This is a genomic window from Amycolatopsis sp. NPDC114503 (genome assembly GCF_055633655.1).
In genome coordinates this window covers 213,640-228,593 of sequence record NZ_JBVKDT010000015.1, presented here as the reverse complement: position 1 = coordinate 228,593, position 14,954 = coordinate 213,640, and the positions used below count along the sequence as shown (strand labels likewise).

Sequence of the window (14,954 nt, the reverse complement as noted above, 5' to 3'; positions counted from 1 at the left end):
CCCGGTCCCATTCCGAACCCGGAAGCTAAGCCTGACTGCGCCGATGGTACTGCAACCGAAGGGTTGTGGGAGAGTAGGACACCGCCGAACTTAACATGAGAAAAAGGGGCGGGGCCCCGGTCGAGAACCTGAAAAGGTTTTCCCGGAGCCCCGCCCTTTTTTCATGCCCAAAAACAGCGGGCCGAAAAGACGGCCCGCCAGCCTCACTCCGGCCGGCGCAGCAAATACGTGTCCATGATCCACCCGTGCCGCTCCCGAGCCGCGGCGCGCGTCTCCCGGATCTTCGCCGCCAACGCGTCATCCAACGGCCCGGACAGCAGAATCTCGTCCGGAGTCCCGACGTACGCGCCCCAATAGATCCACAACCCCTGGCCCGCATACTGATCGAACGTGGTGTGCGCGTCGAGCAGCACGAAGACGTCATCAGCGTCACTCGGCCAGCCGTCAGCCAGCCGGCGGCCGGTCGTGAGCTGCATGGCCCGGCCGATCTGATTCATCGTCGTCCGATGCCGCGCCACGAGTGCGGAGATGCTGCTGATCCCCGGCACGACCTCGTAATCGAACGCCACATTCCCGCGCGCCAGCACAGCCTCGATCAACGCGATGGTGCTGTCGTACAGCGCCGGATCGCCCCAGACGAGGAACGCGCCGGTCTCGCCGTCAGCCAGCTCGTCGCGGATCAGCCGCTCGTAGACGTCAGTGCGGAGCTGATGCCAGTCGGCGACCGCGGTGCGGTAGTCGGCGGGTGTCCGGTCACGGTCCGGGTCCTTGGCGCTCACCACGCGATACCCCGGCCGGCTCACGAACCGCTCCAGTATCTCCTGTCGCAGCTGCACCAGGTCGGCTTTCGCGCTGCCCTTGTCGAGCACGAAGAACACGTCGACGCGATTGAGCCGGTCGACTGCCTGCACCGTGAGGTGTTCCGGGTCGCCGGCACCGATCCCGATCGCGTAGATCTTCCGCATCCTTGCAGTCTCTCCCGGCGGGTACCCGGGTTCGGCAGAGGGTCCCCTGGCGTACTGCTACCCCCTAGGGGTATAAAGGAGGCATCAGGAGAGAGCACCATAGGGAGTGTGGCGATGACCGAAGCGACTTACACCGTCGAGGGCATGACGTGCGGGCACTGCGTCGGATCGGTGAAAGAGGAGGTGGGCGGCCTGACCGGCGTGCAGACGGTCGACGTCGACCTCGCCACCGGCGCCGTGAAGGTCACCAGTGCGGAGCCGATCTCGCGCGAAGCCGTCGAGGCTGCCGTCGCTGAGGCCGGCTACCAGGTCGTCGCGTAAAAAGGAGTGACATGAGCACCACGACACCAGCCCCCGTGCAGTCAGTCGAGCTCGCCATCGGCGGGATGACCTGCGCGTCGTGCGCTGCTCGGGTCGAGCGGAAGCTCAACAAGGTCGAGGGCGTCAGCGCGAGCGTCAACTACGCGACTGAGAAGGCGCACGTCGAATACCCCTCCACCGTTTCGGTCGACGACCTGGTGGGCGTCGTCGAAGCGACCGGTTACACAGCACAAGCACCACAGCCGGAGAAGCCGGAAGAGCCCGAGCGGGACGAGACGCGGCCGCTGCGCGACCGGCTCCTCTACTCGGCGATCCTCACGGTGCCGGTGATCGTGCTGGCGATGGTCCCCGCGCTGCAGTTCACGAACTGGCAGTGGCTGTCGCTCACGCTCGCCGCGCCGGTCGTGGTCTGGGGAGCGTGGCCGTTCCACCGCGCCGCGTGGACGAACCTCCGGCACGGCGCGGCGACGATGGACACGCTGATCTCGCTCGGCGTCTCGGCCGCCACGCTGTGGTCGCTGTACGCGCTGTTCTTCGGCATGGCGGGCATGCCCGGCCTGCGGCACGGCTTCGAGTTCAGCGTGTCCGGGGGATCGGGAACCGACAGCATTTATCTCGAGGTCGCGGCGGGCGTCACCACGTTCATCCTCGCCGGCCGCTATTTCGAGGCAAGGTCCAAGCGCCGCTCCGGGGCTGCGCTCCGGGCGCTGCTCGAACTCGGCGCGAAAGACGTGACGGTCCTTCGCGATGATCGCGAGCAGCGCATCCCGGTCGAGCAACTGCGGGTCGGGGACACTTTCGTGGTGCGGCCTGGCGAGAAAATCGCTACCGACGGCGTGGTCACGGACGGTGGCTCGGCAGTCGACGTCAGCATGATCACCGGGGAATCCGTGCCGGTCGAGGTCGCAGTGGGTGACGGCGTGACCGGAGCGACGGTGAACGTCGGCGGCCGGATCGCGGTGCGCGCGACCCGGGTCGGAGCGGACACGCAGCTCGCGCAAATGGCCCGGCTCGTCGAGGAAGCGCAGAACGGCAAAGCCGCGGTACAGCGACTGGCAGACCGCGTCTCGGCGGTGTTCGTGCCGATTGTGCTGGTCTTGGCTCTGGGCACGCTGGTCACCTGGCTTCTGACCAGCGGAAACGTCACCGAGGCGTTCACCGCCGCGGTAGCGGTGCTGATCATCGCCTGCCCGTGCGCCCTGGGGCTCGCGACCCCCACCGCCCTGCTGGTCGGCACCGGTCGCGGCGCGCAGCTCGGGATCCTCATCAAGGGTCCGGAGGTGCTCGAATCCACTCGCCGGGTCGACACCGTGGTGCTCGACAAGACCGGGACCGTCACGACCGGGCGAATGAGCCTGGTGGACGTCCGCGTCGGGGAAGGCGTCACGGAGCGCGAACTGCTGCGCTATGCCGGGGCAGTCGAGCACGCTTCGGAACACCCGATCGCGAAAGCAATCGCAGACAGTGCTCGCGAGCGGGTCGGTGACCTCCCGTCCGCGACGGAGTTCCGGAACACCGAGGGCCTCGGCGTCTCCGGCCTCGTGGAAGGCACAGCTGTCCTGGCCGGCCGAGCGGCGTTCCTGGCCGACTGGAGCGTCAAGATCAACGACGGTCTCACCAAGGCCAAGGTCGCGGCGGAGGAGCGAGGCGCGACAGCAGTGTTCGTCGCCTGGGACGGCGTGGCGCGAGGTGTGCTGGTGGTCGCGGACACGATCAAGCCGACGTCAGCGCAGGCTGTCGCCGAACTTCAGGCGCTGGGCCTGCGTCCAGTGCTGCTGACCGGTGACAACGCCGGCGCAGCGCGGGCAATCGCGGACGCCGCAGGCATCACCGAGGTAGTGGCCGAAGTGCTGCCCGCGGAGAAGGTGGCTGTGGTGAAGCGACTGCAGGACGAAGGCCGGGTGGTGGCCATGGTCGGCGACGGCGTCAACGACGCAGCCGCGCTGGCCCAAGCCGACCTCGGCCTGGCCATGGGCACCGGAACGGACGCGGCAATCGAAGCCGGAGACCTGACCCTGGTCCGAGGCGACCTGCGCGCGGCGGTCGACGCGATCCGCCTGGCCCGCCGCACGCTCGGCACGATCAAGGGGAACCTGTTCTGGGCGTTCGCCTACAACGTGGCGGCACTGCCGCTGGCGGCGTTCGGCCTGCTCAACCCGATGATCGCGGGCGCCGCGATGGCGTTCTCGTCGGTGTTCGTGGTGTCGAACAGCCTCCGGTTGCGGCGCTTCCGGGCTGTTTGACCGGCCTGAGGACGGGCCAGCGGCGGGACTTCTCGCTGCTGGCCCGTTTTCGCGTTCGCTGGGGTCCACGCTTTTGGCGGCTGCGGATCGTTGGGCGCTGATCTGCCTGGGCGTCGCTGCGCCAGGAACTGGGATCTTTCGCCGACCTGGTTGGGGCGATGAGAACGCCCGACTGCTCATGCGCTGAGCGCAGCGGACTGACCGGCAGCTGCGCGTGGTGGAAGCGACTGGGGCTTGCCTGAGGAACGCATCAAGCGGGCAAGCCTCAGGAACGCGTCAAGCGGGCAAATCGCATCGGTATGCCTCACACGTGCGCTATCCGCCCACTTCCCTCCACCCGCAGCGGCGGCCATGGTCGCGTCGACGGGTGCGGTCTCCTGGCCATAACGCCGGACTAGCGGCACCCGTACGCTGCGGAATGAGCCGGGAGCTGCCTCAGGAACGCACCAGCCGAGCGATCGCGTCGGAAGCTTCGCGCACCTTCAGGTCGGCTTCCTCCCCGCCCGCAGCCGCGGCCTGGACGACGCAGGTTGCCAGGTGCTCGTCGAGCAGCTCCAGCGAGAAGGACTGCAGCGCTTTCGTCGCCGCGGAGACCTGCGTCAGGATGTCGATGCAGTACTTGTCCTCCTCGACCATGCGCTGCAGGCCGCGGATCTGCCCCTCGATCCGGCGAAGGCGCTTGAGGTAGGCCTCTCGTTCACTGCCGTAGCCGGTCATCGCGCATCGTCCCTTGTTCTCGACATCCCCGTTGGTCCACCCTCGAGTATACCCACCCGGCGTATCCGGGTTCGGTGCTCGACCGGCGGGGGTGACTTCGGTGAGCGTCGACGTGCGGCGGTTCTGCACAGGGGAGCCGTCTCAGTCGGATCAGTACTCGCAGGGGCTAGCTGTCGAGCACGCCACCCGCGTGTCCGGGACTGGTGCTCAACCGTGCGGGCTAACTGCGATGAGCGCGGGCATGTACGGGCGCGAGGTCGGCGTTCGTGATGGCCACCCGCCGTGGGTGTCTGCCCGCCGAGTGTAGCCGCCTGCCGTGGGTGGCCACCTACCATCGGTGGCCGCCTGCCGTGGGTGTCTGCCTGCCGTGGGTGTCTGGCGAACGGACAGGCCTGGCGACGTGTCCAGCGCTGGCGTTCAGCCAGTCGAAGTGACCTCGGTGACTTCGGTGAGCACGGAGGTCCGTCTTTGGTTCGGCACGGGCGTTCCGTCCGGCGCGAGGTCGGCGTTCGCGGTGGCCAGCAGTTCACGGGCACCGCGCAGCGCGGCCTTGACCCGTTGCTGGACGGCGGCGAGTTCGGCGACCCGTTGTTCGGCGTCGGCGACGATGCGGGTGGCGCGGTCGGTGGCTTGACGGAGGTGCGCGTCGGCTTCGGCGCGGGCAGTGGCGGTGCGGTCGGCGATTTCGCGGAGTGCGTCGGTGCGGCGGTCGGCCAACGTGCGCGTGAGGTGTTCTTCGAGCCGTCGGCGTTCTTTCGCCGCCGCCTCGTCCGCGGCTTTGCGTTCCTCGACTGCGCGGCGCAGCAGATCTTCGTGTTCTTGCCGCTGCTGCACGCGGTCCGCGGAGACGGCTTCGACGAGCGCGCGCTCCTTTTCGGTGAGGCGGACGGCTTCCGCCTTGGCGTCGGCGATGATCCGCGCGGCGGTGTCCTCTGCGCGCGCGGTGATCTCCGCGGCTTCCTCGCGCGTCAGCTCGACCATCCGGCGAGAGCGTTCCTGCAATGCGTCCGGCTCGATGGGGGTGCGGCTGATCCGGTCGACCGTCGCGCGCAGTTCGCGATTGCGCTCGGCGAGTTCGGCCGCCTGCTGTGCCGCGGCGTCGCGTTCCGCCGCGAGGCGCCGGAATTCCGCCTCGACCCACGTGACGAATTCTTCGACCTGGCCGCGCTGATAGCCGCGCCAAGCCGAGTCAAAGGACGGCCGGACGGACATCAGGTCCTCGCCACCGCCGGGGGCCATGCTCTCACCTCCCATTTGGATGGTTTCTCCTCGGCGCTCGTTTTTCTTGCCGCACCGGGGTTTCCGCACTGCCTCCAGTGTGCCTGAAGTCCGGCGATCCGTGTGAGTCCGGGGCGGGTCAATCTTCGAGCGGGTCCTCGGTTCCCGTCGCGGTGCTTCGCACGCCGGGCAATTCGGCCAGTTCCGCGGTGAGTTCGGGAAGATCGCCGCGCCCCTGCAACAGCAATGTGACGACCGCGATCCGTTGTCCCTCTTCGGAAACTGTTTCGCGGTCGACCGCCACCCGGTGGACGGCCCAGCCCCGATCGGTGCAAGTGGCGAGCACGGCGCGCAGTACGCCGTGTCCGTCGGCATAACTCAACCGGAGGATCGGCGGCTGCCGCCGATGGCGCGCGACGAACCGGGAAAGCGGCGGGAATCCGCGAGTGATCACCACGAGCCCGGCAGTCGTCGCGACGGCCAGCACGGGCAATCCGGCGCCGCACGCGACTCCGACGGCCGCGGCGAGCCACACGGTCGCCGCGGTGGTGAGGCCGCGCACCGCGTCGCGGCGCACGAAGATCAGCCCGCCGCCGACGAACCCGATGCCGGACACGATCTGCGCGGCGATCCGCGACGGGTCGAGCGCCACGTGCTCGATGCCGAGCAAATCGGCGAAGCCGTATTTCGACACCAGCATGAAGACCGCCGACCCGACGCCGACCAGCGTGTGCGTGCGCAGGCCGGCCTGTTTGTTGCCGACCTCGCGCTCGATGCCGATCACCGTGCTCAGCAGCAGGGCGAGCAGCACCGGCGGCAGCAGTTCCCACTGTTCGCCGGTGGACCAGAGAGCATGCACGGACGTACCTCCTCGCCCGTCACTGTGCCCGGCCTCCGGAGAGCCCGCGCGCCCGGCCCGGCGGGCACGCCTAAGCTCGGGCAATGGCCCGTTACTTCGACGTGCACCCGCAGAACCCGCAGCGCCGCGCGCTCGCCCAGGTAGTCGACCTGCTGCGCGACGACGGGCTCATCGCCTACCCGACCGACTCGTGCTTCGCGCTCGGCTGCCGCATCGGCAACCAGCAGGGGATGGAACGGATCCGCACCATCCGCAAGCTCGACCACCGGCACCACTTCACGCTCGTCTGCCAGGACTTCGCCCAGCTCGGCCAGTTCGTGCATATCGACAATGCGGTGTTCCGCGCCATCAAGGCCAGCACACCCGGCGCGTACACGTTCATCCTCCCGGCGACGAAGGAAGTCCCGCGGCGGCTGCTGCACGCCAAGAAGAAGACCGTCGGCGTGCGGATCCCCGACCACGTGGTGACCCAGGAACTCCTCGGCGAACTGGGCGAGCCGATCCTGTCGAGCACGCTGCTGCTGCCCGATTCCGGCGAGCCCCTCACCCAGGGCTGGGAGATCAAGGAAGAACTCGACCACGTCCTGGACGCCGTGATCGACTCCGGCGAGTGCGGCGTGGAACCCACCACGGTGATCGACTTCTCCTCCGGCGAGGCGGAGGTCGTGCGGCACGGGGCCGGAGACCCGTCCCGGTTCGAGTGAGCAGGGTTGTCATCGGTCTTTGCCTCCTGATGGGGTCTTGATCGGATCCTGATTCGGGTGTTGTGCGGACGGTGATCACGGGCTCGGCGCGGCAGCTCTTGACGCGGATTGCTCGACTCGGCGGCTGCCCATGACAACTTCTTGACGTGACGGTCATTGACGCGCCAGCTGCCGACACGGGCTGTGCGAGGCGACGGCTGCCTGCGACGGCGGTGTGAATCGTCTGCTGTCGGCTCGGAACGCTTGCGGCGACGCGGTAAGCGCCGGTCACCTGACCCCGACCGTCGACAGTCGAGACCTGCTGCGGGTCGTCAGTGCGCGTTGGTGGAGCCCGATGCCGGTCACGCGCCGGGGCCTTCAGCTCCGGTACGCCGACGCCGTCGAGGATCGAAGTGCCAACTGCGGAGCGGCAGCGGACGGCGGTGCGGGTTACTGGCAGACCTCCTCTTGACGCACGTTGTGGTTGGGTTTCTCGCGGCCCAAGATGCCGCGCAGTTCGGTGGCGAGCGCTCCGGTGGTGGCGGCTCCGATGGCGAGCGCTCCGGTGGCGCGCACCCTCGTCGGCGAGCAGTGCGATCTGGTGACGCGTCTGGTGCGAAGCGCCGCCGGTCGCCGCTCCGGTGCTCTTCCTCGGCACCGGCCATGGCTCTCTGGCTTCCCGCCGGCGCGGGCCTCAGCAATCCTCGTTGCCGCCGTTGCCGCCGCTACCGCTGGCGATGACGATGGCGGGTCAGTTCTTCTTCAGGCACGGGCCGCGGGTGGGTGCGGGCTGGCACGGTGGCGCGGCTCAACCTGGAGGGACAGCGGCGGATCGCAACCGGTCGGTGCCGAAGCGGGCTGGCAGATACCGGCACCGGGGGTCCGCGCTTTCAGGTGCGTCCGATCAGTGCTCCTCTCTTGCGTCGAATGTGTGGCAGATCTGGCGCGCGGGGCGGGCGAACCCGGGCGTCGTCGAAGTGATCACACGGTTGCCTCCACGGGGACGTTGAGCAGGCGGGACAGGGCCTCGGCAAGCGGGACCTCCGACGTCGAATGCCAACCGACGACGGCGTCCGGCCGGAGCAGCAGCGCGCCGTCGGCCGGAAGTTCCGTCTCGGCCAGCCACGCCTCGTCCGATACCGGAACGAGGCGGAGGTCCAGCCGGTCGGCTTCGGCTGCCCAGCGGGCGTTGTCCGGTCCGGTGAGCAAGACGAGGCCAGGGCCCGCTAAGTCCACTGTGGACGTCGTGGCGTCGAGCCAGGCGTGGGGCACTCGGGTACCTGGACGGCCGGCGGGACTGTACCGGTCTTCCGGTGCGGGACCGCGTCCGTCCGGAACGAAGGCACCGTGTTCGTATTGCACGCCGAACAGCGCGGCGAGCGGGTCGATGCGTGGCGCGTCGGCACTGGTGATCGCGGCGAGCATGGTGCCGAGATGACCGCTGGCCATGCTGGAGAACTCCGCCGTCGCGTACCCGATCGGGTACCGCTCGGCGTGGTAGGTGTCGAGCAGGGCGGGCGTCGCGTTGCCGGCTAGCACCGCGGCGAGCTTCCAGGCGAGGTTGGCTACGTCCGCGATCGCGGTGTTCGCGCCCGCGGCGGCCATCGGCGGCATCGCGTGCGCGGCGTCGCCTGCCAGGAAGATCCGGCCGGAGGAAAACTGGTCGGCCACGTACATCCCCGACTCCCAGTGCATCCGGCTCAGCACCTCGACCTCGAGATCCGGCACGCCGACGACGGTGCGCAGCAACGCGCGCCAGCCGTCCTCGCCCAGGGACTCCGAGCCGGGGAAGTCGGAGGTGGAGAAGAGCCACCGATCGGTGCCGTTGACCGACACGAAAGCGCCGGAAGCCGCCGGGTTTTCGATCCGGCACAGGTTGAACGGCTTGTCCCGGACGAGCTCCGCGAGATCGGCGCGGAAACAGACGTCGAGATTGTCGGCCAGGTGCCCGTGCCCGCTGCGCGGGATGCCGAGCGCGGTGCGGATCGGGCTGCGCGCGCCGTCCGCCGCGATCAGATATTCGGCGTTGACCTGGTACGGCTCGCCGTCTGCCGGGCGCAGTTCGGCGGTGATTCCGGTGTCGTCTTGCTCGAACGACACCAGTTCGGTGCCGAACCGGACTGACACGCCACGTTCGACAGCGGCCTGCCGCAGCACCGGTTCCAGGACGTCCTGCGGGCACAGCACGCTCGGCGCAGGGCTGAGGTCGGGTATTTTCGCGTGCTGGTTCGGCCGTTCGCGCAACGCGTCGGTGACCTCCGGCCAGGTCGCGTCGGCCAGCGTCGTGCCGGAGAGCATCCCGGTGAACGACGCGAGCGGTGCGCTGGCGCGCTCGACCTCGTCCATGAGACCGAGCAAGCGGAACACCTCGGTGCTGCGCGGGTTGAACCGGCGCGCTTTCGGCTGCGGCGACGTGCCGGCGTGCTTCTCCACCAGCAGCGGCGCTACTCCCTCGCGGTGAAGCAGCAGTGCCGCGGTGAGTCCGGCGATCCCTCCGCCGCAGATCAGAACAGGAATTCGTGCAGTCATTTCGCAACCCCCAGGGTCGTGTACGTTGTACATCTTGTGTACGTTGTACATGAAGATGTACTATGTACGCAAGCGGGCTGGAGACAGGGAGATGAATGGGAGATCAAGGGCCGACACCGCCGATTTGGCTGTTGCCTGAGCCGCCGGAGCGCGGTTGGGGCCTCGGGCGAGTCGACATCGTCCACGCGGCCGTGCGCCTGGCCGACCACGGCGGCGCGGAGGCGCTCACGATGCGGGCAGTGGCGAAGGAGCTGGGCGCGTCCACGCCGATGTCGCTGTACCGCTACGTGCACAGCAAAGACGGTCTGGTGGATCTGATGCTGGACCAGGCGAACAGCGAGGTGCGCACCCCGGAAGTCCCGGGCGAGGACTGGCGGGGTGAGCTGACGGCCGTCGTGGTCGACACGTGGGCGATGACGAAGCGGCATCCGTGGTACGCGCGGCTCGTGCATCAGCGGCCTCCGGCGGGGCCGAATGCGAGCCGGCGGACCGAGTTCGTGCTGGCGACGTTCGACCGGCTGGGGCAGGACCTCTCGTCGGCGCTCGGGTACGCCCGGCTGCTCGACGGATACGTCACCGGGCAGGCGCTGCAGTGGGCCGAAGAGCGGGCGATGTGGCAGCGCAACGCGTTCGTCGACGTGGTGGACGTGCAGCGGAAGGCGCGGGCCTGGTTCGGCGACGTCGTGTCGGAGGACGGGCCGTATCCGTTGCTCATGCGCGTGCTGGAGAGCTTTCTGGCCGAGCGGTACGACGCGGCTGGCGAAACTGCCGAGGTCGGCGCGGACGGTGCCGGGTCAGGTGCGGAGCCGGGCGAGTCCGGCCGGGCGGCCGGTGCCGGTGGCTCGGATGCTGGGCCGGGCTTTGGGTCGGGCGTCGGGCAGTGCTCTGGGTCGGATGCGGAGGTCGTTGAGGCTGGGCGGGTGGCTGAGGCTGAACAGGCGGCTGAGGCGGACCGCGAGGTGGCTGGCTCTGGCAGGGCCGCAGGGGCAGCCGAGGCGGGCAGGCCTGGGGCTGCCGGGATGAGCCGGGCCGGAGCTGGCGCGGCGGCTGGGACTGCTGGGACTGCCGGGGCGGATCGGGCCGAGGCTGCCGGGACGGCGGTGGGGCCGGGTCGGTCGGCGGATGGGGAAGCTGCTGCCGACGCGTGGAAGACGGCCGAGGCAGCGGCGGAGGACGCGCAGTTCGAGCTTGGTCTCGAATGTCTGCTCGACGGCATCGCCGCGCGGCTCCGCTAGGTTGGTGCGCCTGGACCGCCTGCTGGGGAGAACGACGTGAAGTTCCTGCTGACGATGCACATGAACCCCGACGTATGGGACGGGCTGAGCGAGGAAACCCGCCAGGAGGTGATGGACGGGCACGCGGATTTCGTTGCCAAGATCCGCGCGTCCGGCGAGATGATCAGCACGCAGGCGCTCGGCGGGCCGGAGGACAGTGCTGTCGTGCGGGTGCGCGGCGGGGTGCCTGCGGTCACCGACGGTCCGTTCGCGGAGTCGAAGGAGTTCCTCGCCGGGTTCTACCTGGTCGAATGCGAGAGCCGCGATCGGGCGCTGGAGGTCGCCGCGATGATTCCCGACGCGAGGATCGACGGGCTTGGCATCGAGGTCCGGCCGGTGGTGTTCTTCGCTGACGCGGAAACGCAGCCCGACCTCGGCTGATGGCGGACGTCGGCGAGCTGCTCCGGCCGCTCGTTCCTCAGGTGCTCGGCACGCTCGTGCGGCGGTACGGGCAGTTCGAGGCGTGCGAGGACGCGGTGCAGGAGGCGCTGGTCGCGGCGGTCGAGCAATGGACGGCAGGCGAGATACCGGACAATCCGCGCGCCTGGCTGCTCACGGTCGCCACCCGGCGGCTCACCGACCTATGGCGCAGCGAGAGCGCGCGGCGGCGACGCGAAGAAAACGTTGCGGTGCAGGACGTCGCGCTGACCGCGGTCGTGCCCGGGCCAGAGGACGAGCAGCCGCCGGAGCGGGACGACACGTTGACGTTGCTGTTCCTGTGCTGCCATCCGGCGGTCACGCCCAGCTCGCAGGTCGCGCTGACGCTCCGGGCGGTCGGCGGGTTGACGACGGCCGAGATCGCGCGCGCGTTCCTCGTGCCGGAAAGCACTATGGCGCGGCGGATCACGCGGGCGAAGGAAAGCGTCGCGGCGGCCGGATCGACCTTCGCGCCTCCGTCCGCCGAGGACTGGCCGGCTCGGCTGCAGGTCGTGCTGCACGTGCTGTACCTGATTTTCAACGAGGGGTACACGGCGACGTCGGGCGAGGAACTGCACCGGGTCGAACTGTCCGAGGAAGCGATCCGGCTGACCCGCGCGGTGCGGGCGCTGCTGCCGGACGACGGCGAGGTCGCTGGACTGCTCGCGCTCATGCTGCTCACCGACGCGCGACGCCCGGCGCGCACCGGGCCGGACGGAGCGTTGACGCCGCTCGCTGAACAGGACCGTCGACAGTGGACGGTGCCGTTGATCGTCGAGGGCCTGGAGTTGGTGAACCGGGTATTGGGGAAAGGTCCGGTCGGGCCGTACCAGGTGCAAGCCGCTATCGCGGCGCTGCACGACCAAGCTGCGGGTGCCGATTCCACTGACTGGGCGCAGATCCTTGAGTTGTACGGACTGCTCGAACAGCTCTCGCCCGGTCCGGTGACGACGCTCAACCGGGCGATCGCGGTCGCGATGGTGCACGGGCCGGAGAAAGCGCTGGCACTGCTGGACACTCTCGAAGGCGACGCGCGACTGAAGCAGGGTCACCGGCTCGATGCGGTTCGTGCGCATCTGCTTGAACTCGCGGGCGATACCGCGGGTGCGCACGAGCACTATCTGCGCGCGGCGAAACGGACGAGCAGCGTGCCGGAGCGCCGGTACCTCCAGTCGAAAGCGGCGGAGTTCCTTCCGCGGGGTGAGTAGGCGGGTTGGCCTGGCGTTGGCTGGCCTGGTGGCGGGAGGGTTATCCGGCGAGCGGGTGCCTGGGACGGTCGCCTTGGCGGGGAACGGATCGGCCGGGCGGTTCGACGGGTTTGCCGATTAGAGCGAACTCTGTCGAGTCGGGGCGGATTTCCTCGGCAGGCCCTCCGGGGGAATCTGTCGGTGGACCGTGCGCGGGCTGCTTGGCGGGTCGTGCGTCGTGGGGGAAGGTCGACGCCGGGGTGCCGTGGGCTGGTGGGTTGCACGATCGGGGAGCGCGGCCGGCGGGTGAGGCTCGGTGGGCGGTCCCGCGGCAGGAGCCGGAGCAACCGGGATATCTGGAACGAAACCGGCCTGGGGCAGGGGCTGGGTTGGTGCGATATCTGGAACGGAACCGGCTTGGACGAGGAGGTTGGGTCGGTGCGATACCCGGAACGGAACCGGCTTGGGCTAGGAGGCGGGGTCGGTGCGATACCCGGAACGGAACCGGCTTGGGCTAGGAGGCGGGGTCGGTGCGATACCCGGAACGGAACCGGCCCGGGCAGGAAGCTGGGTTGGTGCGATACCTAGAACGGAACTGGGCCGGGGCAGGAAGCTGGTTTGTGCGTCCAGGAGGAACACCCGGGACAAAACGAGCCCGGGTCAGGCTGCTGGCTTGGTGCGTCCAGGAGAACACCCGGGACGAAACGGGCCTGGGTCAGGCGGCTGGATTGGTGCGTTCCAGGAGGAACACCCGGATTTCGCGGTGGGCGGCGCGTTCGGCGTAGCGGTCGTAGGCGGGCCAGTAGGAGGCGACGGCGTCCCACATTTCCTGGCGTTCGGCGTCTTTCAGCAGGCGGCCTCGGACCGGTGAGGTGCGGCCGTGGACGGAGACTGTCGCGTCGGGGTGGGCCAGGAGGTTGGCGGTCCAGGCGGGGTGGCGTTCTCCGCCCCAGTTGGAGCCGATCACGATGTATCCGCCGGAGCGTTCGACGTACAGCAGCGGGACCTGGCGCGGTTCGCCCGTCGTGCGGCCGACGGTGGTGAGCAGGAGGGTGCGCAGTCCGACCGCCGCGCCTACGCCCAAGCGGCCGCCGCTGATGCGGAGGAGGAGGCGGTCTGCGGGCATCATCGCCCGGCCGAACGCGGCGAATGCCTTGCTGCGGCCCACACCGGCGAACATCCTGCGCAATTCCATGATCGGCAGCCTACGGGGCGGCGAAGGAGCGGTTGGCGGGGTGGCATCTCGGGCGGAGGGCGAGGCGGGGTGGCACTCGCGCGGGCACGGAGGAGGTGGGGTGGCACTTGCGCGGGCACGGAGGGTACGGAGGGTGAGGCGGGGTGGCGCTCGCGCGGGTACGAAGGGCGAGGCGGGGTGGCAGTTGCGCGGGCTCGGGTGGTGCGGGGGCGAGGGGCAGCACTGCGAAGGCTTGAACGGCGCGGGGGCGGTGAGAGGTGCTGATGGCTGGGCAGGGGGGGAGGCTGACGGACGGTCGAGTGGGGCTCGTGAGGTGGGTCGATCGTCGGATTGGCAGGGAGATGAGGCACCGGTGGACGGGCAGGCGGGTGGTCGGCGGGCAGTCGTTGGGGAGGCAGGCGGCAGGAGAGCCCCATGCTGGAGAAGGTGTCTGAGACCGGCGGGGCGCGGGGATCGAGTAGTGGGGCAAGGCCGATCGCGCTGGCGGCAAGGCGTTCGGGTCGGCAGGGTGCGAAGAACCGGTGCCAGTGCAGTGGTGGGCAAGCGGAGGCCAACGAGCCGCGAGAAGGAAACCGGTCGTCGTTAGGGTGAAGTCAGAAACCGCTCGTCGTTAGTTTCAGCAAGGCGTCTGTGATCGCCGGAACGTGGTCTACCAGGTAGAAATGGCCGCCGGGGTACGTGGTCAGGGTGAAGTCTCCTCGGGTGTGCGACGACCAGGCTTGGACGTCCGCCACCGGGGCGTGGGGGTCGGCGTCTCCGGTGTGGGCGTGGATGGGCGCGGTGAGCGGGCCCGCGCTCGGACGGTACGTCTCGATGGCCGTGTAGTCCGCGCGCAGGGCCGGCAGGAACAGTTCTCGCAGTTCCGGGTCTCGCAGCACCTTCGGATCCGTGCCCGCCAAGCCTTCGATCTCGGACAGCAAACCGTCGTCGTCTTGGAGGTGGACTTGTTCGTTCACCAGGCGGGACGGGGCTCGGCGGCCGGAGATCACTACTGCTTCCGGGGGCGTGCCGCGTTCCTCCAGACGGACGCCTACCTCGTACGCGAGCGTCGCGCCCATGCTGTGGCCGAACAGCACCACCGGGAGGTCCAGCCACGACAGGAGGGCTTGGGTGACGCCGTCCGCCAATTCCTCGATGGTGCGCAGGGCGGATTCGGCCATGCGATCCTGCCTGCCGGGGTATTGCACCGCCAGCACATCGACTGCCGGGGCCAGCGCCTTCGACAGCGGATGGAAAAACGGGGCTGAACCGCCTGCGTGCGGCAGGCACACCAAACGGGCGGGGGCGTCGTCGGCGGGGTGGAAGCGGCGTAGCCACGGGTCCGTCATGCGGGCGATTTTACCGGG

14 protein-coding genes and 1 rRNA gene are annotated in these 14,954 nt (G+C 69.2%); 7 read left to right on the top strand and 8 right to left on the bottom strand.

Annotated elements, in window-relative coordinates; all coding sequences use genetic code 11:
* A 5S ribosomal RNA gene (gene rrf, locus ACZ7OI_RS42375) occupies window positions 1-90 on the top strand; the annotation flags it as partial.
* A gap of 113 nt (window positions 91-203) precedes the next feature.
* Here rrf and cobF read toward each other — a convergent pair.
* On the bottom strand, window positions 204-965 hold the full coding sequence (cobF, locus tag ACZ7OI_RS42370; protein ID WP_470269762.1) for a precorrin-6A synthase (deacetylating): 762 nt from the start codon (window positions 963-965) through the stop codon (window positions 204-206).
* A 114-nt stretch (window positions 966-1,079) separates the two neighbouring features.
* Between cobF and ACZ7OI_RS42365 the strand changes: the two genes are divergently transcribed.
* Together ACZ7OI_RS42365 and ACZ7OI_RS42360 are read left to right on the top strand one after the other, a co-directional pair.
* Window positions 1,080-1,286, top strand: coding sequence for a heavy-metal-associated domain-containing protein (locus ACZ7OI_RS42365; protein ID WP_354750865.1), 207 nt, complete (start codon window positions 1,080-1,082; stop codon window positions 1,284-1,286).
* An 11-nt stretch (window positions 1,287-1,297) separates the two neighbouring features.
* Window positions 1,298-3,529, top strand: coding sequence for a heavy metal translocating P-type ATPase (locus tag ACZ7OI_RS42360; protein ID WP_470269761.1), 2,232 nt, complete (start codon window positions 1,298-1,300; stop codon window positions 3,527-3,529).
* A 435-nt stretch (window positions 3,530-3,964) separates the two neighbouring features.
* Here the strand turns inward: ACZ7OI_RS42360 and ACZ7OI_RS42355 are convergent, their stop codons facing one another.
* From ACZ7OI_RS42355 to ACZ7OI_RS42345, 3 genes are all read right to left on the bottom strand, one after another.
* Complete coding sequence (locus tag ACZ7OI_RS42355) at window positions 3,965-4,246, bottom strand: metal-sensitive transcriptional regulator (RefSeq protein ID WP_009081418.1); 282 nt, start codon at window positions 4,244-4,246, stop codon at window positions 3,965-3,967.
* 417 nt (window positions 4,247-4,663) lie between these two features.
* Window positions 4,664-5,485 carry a DivIVA domain-containing protein gene (locus ACZ7OI_RS42350; protein WP_470269760.1) on the bottom strand — a complete coding sequence of 274 codons (822 nt, stop codon included), beginning with the start codon at window positions 5,483-5,485 and terminating at the stop codon, window positions 4,664-4,666.
* A gap of 118 nt (window positions 5,486-5,603) precedes the next feature.
* The gene (locus tag ACZ7OI_RS42345) at window positions 5,604-6,323 is read right to left on the bottom strand and encodes an MgtC/SapB family protein (RefSeq protein WP_344282958.1); all 720 of its coding nucleotides are present in this window, start codon (window positions 6,321-6,323) and stop codon (window positions 5,604-5,606) included.
* A gap of 83 nt (window positions 6,324-6,406) precedes the next feature.
* Here ACZ7OI_RS42345 and ACZ7OI_RS42340 point away from each other — a divergent pair, with 83 nt between their 5' ends.
* Window positions 6,407-7,027, top strand: a complete 621-nt coding sequence (locus tag ACZ7OI_RS42340) for an L-threonylcarbamoyladenylate synthase (RefSeq protein WP_470269759.1) — start codon at window positions 6,407-6,409, stop codon at window positions 7,025-7,027.
* 429 nt (window positions 7,028-7,456) lie between these two features.
* Here the strand turns inward: ACZ7OI_RS42340 and ACZ7OI_RS42335 are convergent, their stop codons facing one another.
* Window positions 7,457-7,582, bottom strand: a complete 126-nt coding sequence (locus ACZ7OI_RS42335; protein ID WP_470269758.1) for a hypothetical protein — start codon at window positions 7,580-7,582, stop codon at window positions 7,457-7,459.
* A gap of 405 nt (window positions 7,583-7,987) precedes the next feature.
* On the bottom strand, window positions 7,988-9,535 hold the full coding sequence (locus ACZ7OI_RS42330; protein ID WP_470269757.1) for an FAD-dependent monooxygenase: 1,548 nt from the start codon (window positions 9,533-9,535) through the stop codon (window positions 7,988-7,990).
* Between the two features lie 95 nt (window positions 9,536-9,630).
* On the opposite strand from ACZ7OI_RS42330, the gene ACZ7OI_RS42325 reads away from it, so the two are divergent.
* From ACZ7OI_RS42325 to ACZ7OI_RS42315, 3 genes are read left to right on the top strand one after another with little or no spacing between them, the layout of a single operon-like run.
* Window positions 9,631-10,770 carry a TetR/AcrR family transcriptional regulator gene (locus ACZ7OI_RS42325; RefSeq protein ID WP_470269756.1) on the top strand — a complete coding sequence of 380 codons (1,140 nt, stop codon included), beginning with the start codon at window positions 9,631-9,633 and terminating at the stop codon, window positions 10,768-10,770.
* 36 nt (window positions 10,771-10,806) lie between these two features.
* Window positions 10,807-11,190: a YciI family protein gene (locus ACZ7OI_RS42320; protein WP_470269755.1), complete on the top strand. Its 384-nt coding sequence runs from the start codon at window positions 10,807-10,809 to the stop codon at window positions 11,188-11,190.
* Complete coding sequence (locus tag ACZ7OI_RS42315; RefSeq protein WP_470269754.1) at window positions 11,190-12,434, top strand: RNA polymerase sigma factor; 1,245 nt, start codon at window positions 11,190-11,192, stop codon at window positions 12,432-12,434. The genes ACZ7OI_RS42320 and ACZ7OI_RS42315 overlap by 1 nt, the downstream gene beginning before the upstream one ends.
* A gap of 694 nt (window positions 12,435-13,128) precedes the next feature.
* On the opposite strand, the gene ACZ7OI_RS42310 is transcribed toward ACZ7OI_RS42315, so the two are convergent.
* Both ACZ7OI_RS42310 and ACZ7OI_RS42305 read right to left on the bottom strand, forming a co-directional pair.
* Window positions 13,129-13,608, bottom strand: coding sequence for a nitroreductase family deazaflavin-dependent oxidoreductase (locus tag ACZ7OI_RS42310; RefSeq protein WP_470269753.1), 480 nt, complete (start codon window positions 13,606-13,608; stop codon window positions 13,129-13,131).
* A 593-nt stretch (window positions 13,609-14,201) separates the two neighbouring features.
* Complete coding sequence (locus ACZ7OI_RS42305; protein ID WP_470269752.1) at window positions 14,202-14,936, bottom strand: thioesterase II family protein; 735 nt, start codon at window positions 14,934-14,936, stop codon at window positions 14,202-14,204.
* Window positions 14,937-14,954: the final 18 nt, after the last annotated feature.